Source organism: Streptomyces sp. CC53 (assembly GCF_001865245.1).
GTDB lineage: Bacteria > Actinomycetota > Actinomycetes > Streptomycetales > Streptomycetaceae > Streptomyces.
Map to the genome: position 1 here is coordinate 1 of NZ_MKXB01000028.1, position 6,131 is coordinate 6,131.

A 6,131-nucleotide genomic window follows, 5' to 3' on the forward strand; every position below is an offset into this window, starting at 1 on the left:
CGGGTGCAGGGGGAGCCGGGTGCCCCGCGCAGGGCCGAGGCGCCGGATGCGGTGTGGAATTCCTTCGGATTCCGCACGGAACTGAGAATTCCGAGGTGGCCGGGGGTGTCGCGGGGAAGGGGCCGCGTGCTGTCCGCGTTTCCGCGTGCGGCACACCGTGCAGGGGGAGCGGAGTCCGCCGTCGGGCCCTTCCGCTTCCGGCCGCGGGAGGGCCGCGACCCTCTCGTGCGGAAAGGACCTTTCACGCACGGTGAATTCCGGGGGTCCGTGGGGCGACTGCCGGGAAAACGACGGAGGGCGGGAATTCCCGGTCACCGTCGTCCGCCGGTACGTCCGCTCGGGCGTGACGGGTCGTCCGCCACCCGTGGCGTGTGCTGGGGAACCGCGGCCGCCGTGCCTGGGGGGAGGGTTCGGGTCGGCACGGCAGCCGCGGTGCTGTGGGGTGTGGGGGGAAGGGGAAGCGGCCGGTCCACAGGGTTCGGCCACACCTGGCATCAGGCCGGGACGGACAGTTCCAGCTGTGCGTTGACGGCGGCGATCAGCCCGCGTGGGGTCGGGTGGTCGCTGCACAGGTCCTCGTCCAGCACGACGCCGTACTCCCGCTCGATCCGGCCGACCGTCTCCGCGAGGGCCGACGGCGCGTAGCCCAGCTCCGCGAACTCGACGTCGAGGATGTCCCGGTCGAGGTCGACGCTCTGGTCGGGGCCCGCGTCCTCCAGGAGAACCAGCCTGAAGGCCTCAAGGGTGAACTCGTGCTTGTACATGCCCGTTCCCTTTCCTTCTGTAGAGGGGGCCCGTCCGTGTGGACGACGCGATCGGGGTTCTCGGCACGGTCCAGCGGAGGCTGCGGAGAAGACTGTCCGCTCCCGTCACGGGAGTCAACGGAAGACGTGTCAGATCTCTGTCATGTTCTGTCAGGGACTTTCAGGCCCGTGCGGGGCGGGAAAAGAAGTCCACAAAGGTGAACGGATCGTCTTGTCCCGTCTCAGGGCGGCCACTTACCTTGGCGGATATTCGATGATGGGGGGTACAGGTGAGTCAGCGAACGATTCCGTCGCCCACGGTCACGAAAGAGTGCGAGGGGGCGGGCTGCCGGCGCCAGGAGGCGTCCGGCCGTCCCCGGCGCATCGCCGAGGGCGGATCCCGCCTGTGCTCCGCCTGCGGGCACCGCTTCGCAGGGGAGCTGGAGCGGCTGCCCGCCCTGTACGACGAGTGCGGGACGCTGCCCGGCGCGCCGGGCGACGGCGCGGTGGCCGAAGTCCGCGCCTCCATCGTCGACGTCCTGCGCTCGTGGGCGACCGTGGTCGCCGACGAGGCCCCGGCCGGCGGCGGCGCGCACGACGGGGCCCCGCGCACGGCCCGCACGGTGGCCGAACTGTCGGCCTTCCTGGTGCGCCACTCCTCCTGGCTGGCCGCGCACGCTGCCGCGGCGGACGTCACGGAGGAGGTGGCCCGGCTGGTGCGCCGGGCCCGGCAGGTCGTGGACCCCGGTCCGCGGCGCCGGGTGCCGATCGGGGCGTGCGTCGAGCCGGACTGCCCCGGCGGTCTCACGGCGGCCGTCCAGCCGGACCGGCCCCAGCTGCCCGCCCGCATCGTGTGCGACGTGGACCCGTCCCACCGGTGGCTGGGCCACGAGTGGCTGCAGATGAGCCGTCTCGCGGCGGGGGGCCGGCAGAACACGCGGTAGAGGCGCCGAAGCACGGGACGGCCCCGCCCGGGAGGGACGCTGTTGGTTGATCCGGGGGCCTGCGTGACGACGGCCTGCGCGACCCGGTTGGGGTTGTGCAGGCCGTCGGCGCATGTGGGCGGTCGGGAGCCGTGCGGTGCTCCGGCGATGAGGGGCCGCCGGTGCGGTGCGGACATCGGTGTGCGGCCCCGACCGTGCGGGCCGCGAGCGGGCTTGAGGCGTACCGGGCTTGAGGCGTACGGGCCGCCTTCGGGCCTGAGGTGTACCGGGTCTCAGGCGTACGGGGCCTGAGACATACGGGGCCTGAGACGTACCGGGCCTCAGATGTACGGGCCTCTGGCGTACGGGCCTGAGGCGGCCGGTGCCGGGCGGGCTTGAGGCGTAGGGGACCCGGGGCGTACGGGCCCGTGACTGTGGGGCGACGTCGTGCCGGGCGCGCGCTGCCGGGCGTCGGCGGTTCGATCGGTGCTGTCGAACGCCTGGATGGTGCGAGGCGCACGTGCACGGCGGAAGCGGGTGTGCAGGCGCTGGGTGCCGGTACCGGAGTGCGTCGCAGGTCCGTACCGGCGGCCGGGTTCGCGGGGGCTCGTGCGGCGCCCGTCCGGGCCGCTCGCGCGGGCAGGAGAGGTCGTCGCGTCGGGTCGCGCCGAGGCTCGCGGGTCCGCTGCGGTCGCCGCCGGCCGGACCGCGCTGCGGGGTCGTCGCGGGGCGGGCACCCGGGGGAGCCGGGTCGCAGAGTCGGCGAACTCCGCGGGGGGTGCCCTGGAGGGGGCGGCTCCGCCCGTTCGACGGGCGCCGGCGGCCGGTCGGTCTGCCCGCCCGGATGTTCGGGGCCGGCGGGCGAGACGGGTGCGGCAGTGAGCCGGCGGGGCGGCGCGGGTCTCCGGTGTGGGGCCGGGTGGGGCTGCCGCGGGCCCTCGGGGCGGGGCGGTCGGGCTGCCGGGTCCGCCGGTGGTGGGCGGGTGGATTCGCGGGGGCAGGGTGCGTACGGGCGGGCCGGCGGGATGCGGGCCGGGCGGGCTGCCGGTGGGCGCGCTCAGGCGTGGCCGAAGCGGAAGCCCACTCCCCGTACGGTGATGATCCAGCTGCTGGAACCGAGCTTGCCGCGCAGGCTGCTGACGTGGGTGTCGATGGTGCGGCCGGGCCGCGACCAGGAGTCGTCCCACACCTGCGTCATCAGCTGCTTGCGGGAGACGACGGTCTCGGGCTGGGAGGCGAGCAGGTAGAGCAGGTCGAACTCCTTGCGGGTGACCTCCACCGGCCGCCCGTCGAGCCGTACCTGACGGGTGCGCGCGTCGATGGTCAGCGGTCCGCTGGTGATGACGTGCGCGGCCGGAGGACGCGGCCGCACCCGCCGCATGACGGCCTCGATACGGGCCATCAGTTCGCGGAACCCGTACGGCTTGACCATGTAGTCGTCCGAGCCGGCCTGAAGCCCCAGCACGCGGTCCAGTTCGGTGTCGCGTGCCGTGATGGCGATGATCGGGGTGTCGGAGGCCGCCCTGATGCCCCGGCAGACCTCCAGGCCGTCGAGGTCGGGCAGGTCGAGGTCGAGCAGCACGAGGTCGGTCTCGGTGTGGGCCTGCAGGGCCCTCGCGCCGGTGTTGACGCTCTCCGCCTCGTACCCGTGCCGGCGCAGGCCCATGACCAGGGACTCGGCGGCACGCGCTTCGTTCTCGACCACCAGGATGCGCAGGCCCGTGCGGGCGTCCGGGGCGGGGCCGTGCGGCGGCGTGGGCGCGCGCCGGGCGGGCTGCTGGTGCAGTATGCGGGCTTCGAGGAGACTTGCGGTCTGCTGGTTCATCTGCTGGCTCCTGCACGTTCGCGCGGCCTGGAGTGCCGCTAGCCGACCGTTCGCCAGAAGAATACAAACCGCTGCGGCGGTTTGTCAAAGGTTCGACAGGCGCTTTCGGCCTGCTCTGCGCCAAGCAGCCTCGCCTCGGACATCTCGTCGGGGTGCCTCATCTGCCGCCAGTGTAGGAGTGTTATCGGTGGTAGCGATAGGTGGAGGGGCTCTCTCGCGCCGCGCGGGGGTAGCGCACTGATTGCGTCACACGCGAAGCCGTCCACTAGAAAACAAACCAGGGAGATGGTTTGATACGTGCATGCTGCAGTCCCATTGCGTGCAGGAGACCCCCACTCCCGCGCCCACCCGTCCGGGCCGCCCCACCCGGCCCTCCACTGTCGAGGGGAGGCTCCGTTGAGCAAGCAGGAACGGGCCGAGCGCACCCGCCGTGCCCTGATCAAGTCGGCTGCCGCGGTGTTCGAGGAGTACGGCTACGCCCAGGCGAGGCTCGCGCTGATCTCCACGGGGGCCGGGGTCAGCACGGGGGCCCTCCACTTCCACTTCGAGAACAAGGCGGCCGTCGCCGCGGCCGTCGAGACGGAGGCGTCGCGCGCCCTGGGCTCCGCCTACCGCGCGGTGCGGCGCCCAGCCCGCGGCGGGCGCGTCGCCAGTCCCCCGCTGCAGGCGCTGACGGACGCCGCGCACGCCCTCGCGCACCTGCTGCGCCGGGACACCGTCACCCGGGCCGGCTTCCGGCTGAGCTGCGACACCACCCGGACCGGCGAGGTGGACCTGCGCCGCGAGTGGCAGCACTTCGTCCAGCAGATGCTGGCCGAGGCCGCCGGTGAGGGCAGCCTCGCCGCGGGCGTGAACCGCAGGGACATGGCCGCCGCCGTGGTCGCCGCGACGATCGGCTTCGAGGTGCTGGGGCGTGGCAACCAGGAGTGGCTGTCCCGGTCCTCGGTCACCGGCTTCTGGCAGCTCCTGCTGCCCCGGCTGGCGACGCCGGAGGAGCTGGAACGCCTGGATCCGGCAGGCACCGACGCGGTCATCGCCCCGCAGCAGAGCCTGGCCGACGTCCGCCCCGTCGCCAAGTCCCCCGCCGTGACGTCGTCCCCGCCGCTGTCCCCGCCGGCCGGCCCGCCGCACGGGACGCCCCGCGCCACGGCGGCGGGCCCCGCGCGGTACCCGGTGCCCCGCAACGCCCCCACCCGGGGCGCCCCTCACGCCTCCACGGTGCACGGCGGCCGGTGACGGCGCCCCCGCACCACGGTTACCCGCCGCACCACGCGTACCCGCCGAGCGGCGGCGGACCGGCCGACCGGCGGCTGTCGACTGCTCGCCGCCGACTCGTGGCGGGCGGGCGGGCGGGCGGTCGGCCCGGTCGGACCCGAGGGGGCCGGGTCTACCGCGCCGACCCGGCCGGCGCCGTGCTGCCGGGCGGCGTCGCGTACGCGCCGACCACCTCGCCGACCTGCTCGTAGCCGCTGCGCAGCAAGAAGGTGTTGAGGCGGCCGTACGACTTGGCGCCGAGGACGAAGAAGTGCGGTTCCGGGCTGCGGAGCTGGTCGATGCCGGCGGCCGGCTGCGTGAGGCAGTCGCCGCCCGCGCCGCCGGCGGACAGCAGCGCCGCCGACAGGGCCATGGGGGCGCCCGTCGCGTAGCACTCGTGGACCTGGAGCTGGCGGTGCAGTGCCGGGTCGCCCGTGTAGCCGGTGAGGGAGACGACGTGGTCGGCTGCCACTTCCCGGGGCCCTGCGCCGGTGTCCAGGATCACCGCCACCCGGCCGTCCGGCGACTCCTTCAGGGACACCACGCGGGCGCCCGTGTGGACCGTGACGCGGTCGTGGCCGCCGCCCGCGAGCGTGCGGGACGCGTCGACGAGCCCCTGCCGGGCGGGCAGGGTGTCCTCGGGGACCTCGCCCCAGTCGGGCGCGGGGTTGCGCACCGCCCACACGAGCCGCGTGCCGGGGAGCGCGGCGAGGTCACGGGCGGCGGTCTGCGCGGACTTGCCCGCGCCCACCAGGAGCACGCTGCCCGCCCAGCGGCCCGGGTCGGACGTGTCGGGGACGGTGCGGGTGATGCGGTGGTCCAGGGACCGCTCGCCGGGTGCGGGGATGCCGCCGTCCCCGAGCGTGTTCGGATGGCCGTAGGTGCCGGAGCAGTCCAGGACGAGGGTCGCCGTGGTGCTCTCCTCGCCGTGCGGGGTGTCCAGCAGCAGCGTGAACGGTGCGCCCGCCCGGGTGGGCGTCCCGATGTGCTCGTGCTTGAGCAGGCCGGTCCGGGCGATCCCGGCCACGCGGGTCCCGTAGCGGATGCGGTCCCGCAGCACGGGCAGTCCGGCGACGGGCCGCAGGAGCCGGGCGACCAGTTCGGCGCCGGTCGGGCAGTCGTCCCCGCGGGGCGCCTCGGCGAGGTGGGCGCGCATCCGCGGCGACACGTTCAGGTCCCACGGGGTGAAGAGCCGCACGTGCCCCCAGGCGCCGACGTGCGCGGCCGGACCGTCCGCGGCCTCGTACACGGTGAACGGCCACCCGGCGTCGGCGCAGGCCAGCGCCGCGTCGAGACCGACGGGGCCGGCACCGACGATCGCGACGTGCGGGACGCCGGGCGCCGCGGGCTCGGGTGCGGGCGCGGAGGTGGCGTGTGGCATGGGCG

General features: G+C 74.8%; 5 protein-coding genes. 2 read left to right on the forward strand and 3 right to left on the reverse strand.

Annotated features, from left to right (window positions below):
* Positions 1–494: 494 nt before the first annotated feature.
* A complete protein-coding gene (locus BJP40_RS02470; protein WP_071272235.1) occupies positions 495–764 on the reverse strand; it encodes a phosphopantetheine-binding protein in 270 nt (89 codons plus the stop codon).
* Positions 765–1,033: 269 nt separating this feature from the next.
* Here BJP40_RS02470 and BJP40_RS02475 point away from each other — a divergent pair, with 269 nt between their 5' ends.
* Complete coding sequence (locus BJP40_RS02475; RefSeq protein ID WP_079170855.1) at positions 1,034–1,687, forward strand: hypothetical protein; 654 nt, start codon at positions 1,034–1,036, stop codon at positions 1,685–1,687.
* A gap of 1,036 nt (positions 1,688–2,723) precedes the next feature.
* Here the strand turns inward: BJP40_RS02475 and BJP40_RS02480 are convergent.
* Positions 2,724–3,491: a response regulator transcription factor gene (locus BJP40_RS02480; RefSeq protein WP_071278248.1), complete on the reverse strand. Its 768-nt coding sequence runs from the start codon at positions 3,489–3,491 to the stop codon at positions 2,724–2,726.
* Between the two features lie 396 nt (positions 3,492–3,887).
* Here BJP40_RS02480 and BJP40_RS02485 point away from each other — a divergent pair, with 396 nt between their 5' ends.
* The gene (locus tag BJP40_RS02485) at positions 3,888–4,727 is read left to right on the forward strand and encodes a ScbR family autoregulator-binding transcription factor (protein WP_071278249.1); all 840 of its coding nucleotides are present in this window, start codon (positions 3,888–3,890) and stop codon (positions 4,725–4,727) included.
* Positions 4,728–4,878: 151 nt separating this feature from the next.
* On the opposite strand, the gene BJP40_RS33885 is transcribed toward BJP40_RS02485, so the two are convergent.
* A partial coding sequence (locus BJP40_RS33885) for a flavoprotein (RefSeq protein ID WP_177204282.1) occupies positions 4,879–6,131 on the reverse strand: 1,253 nt, incomplete at its 5' end.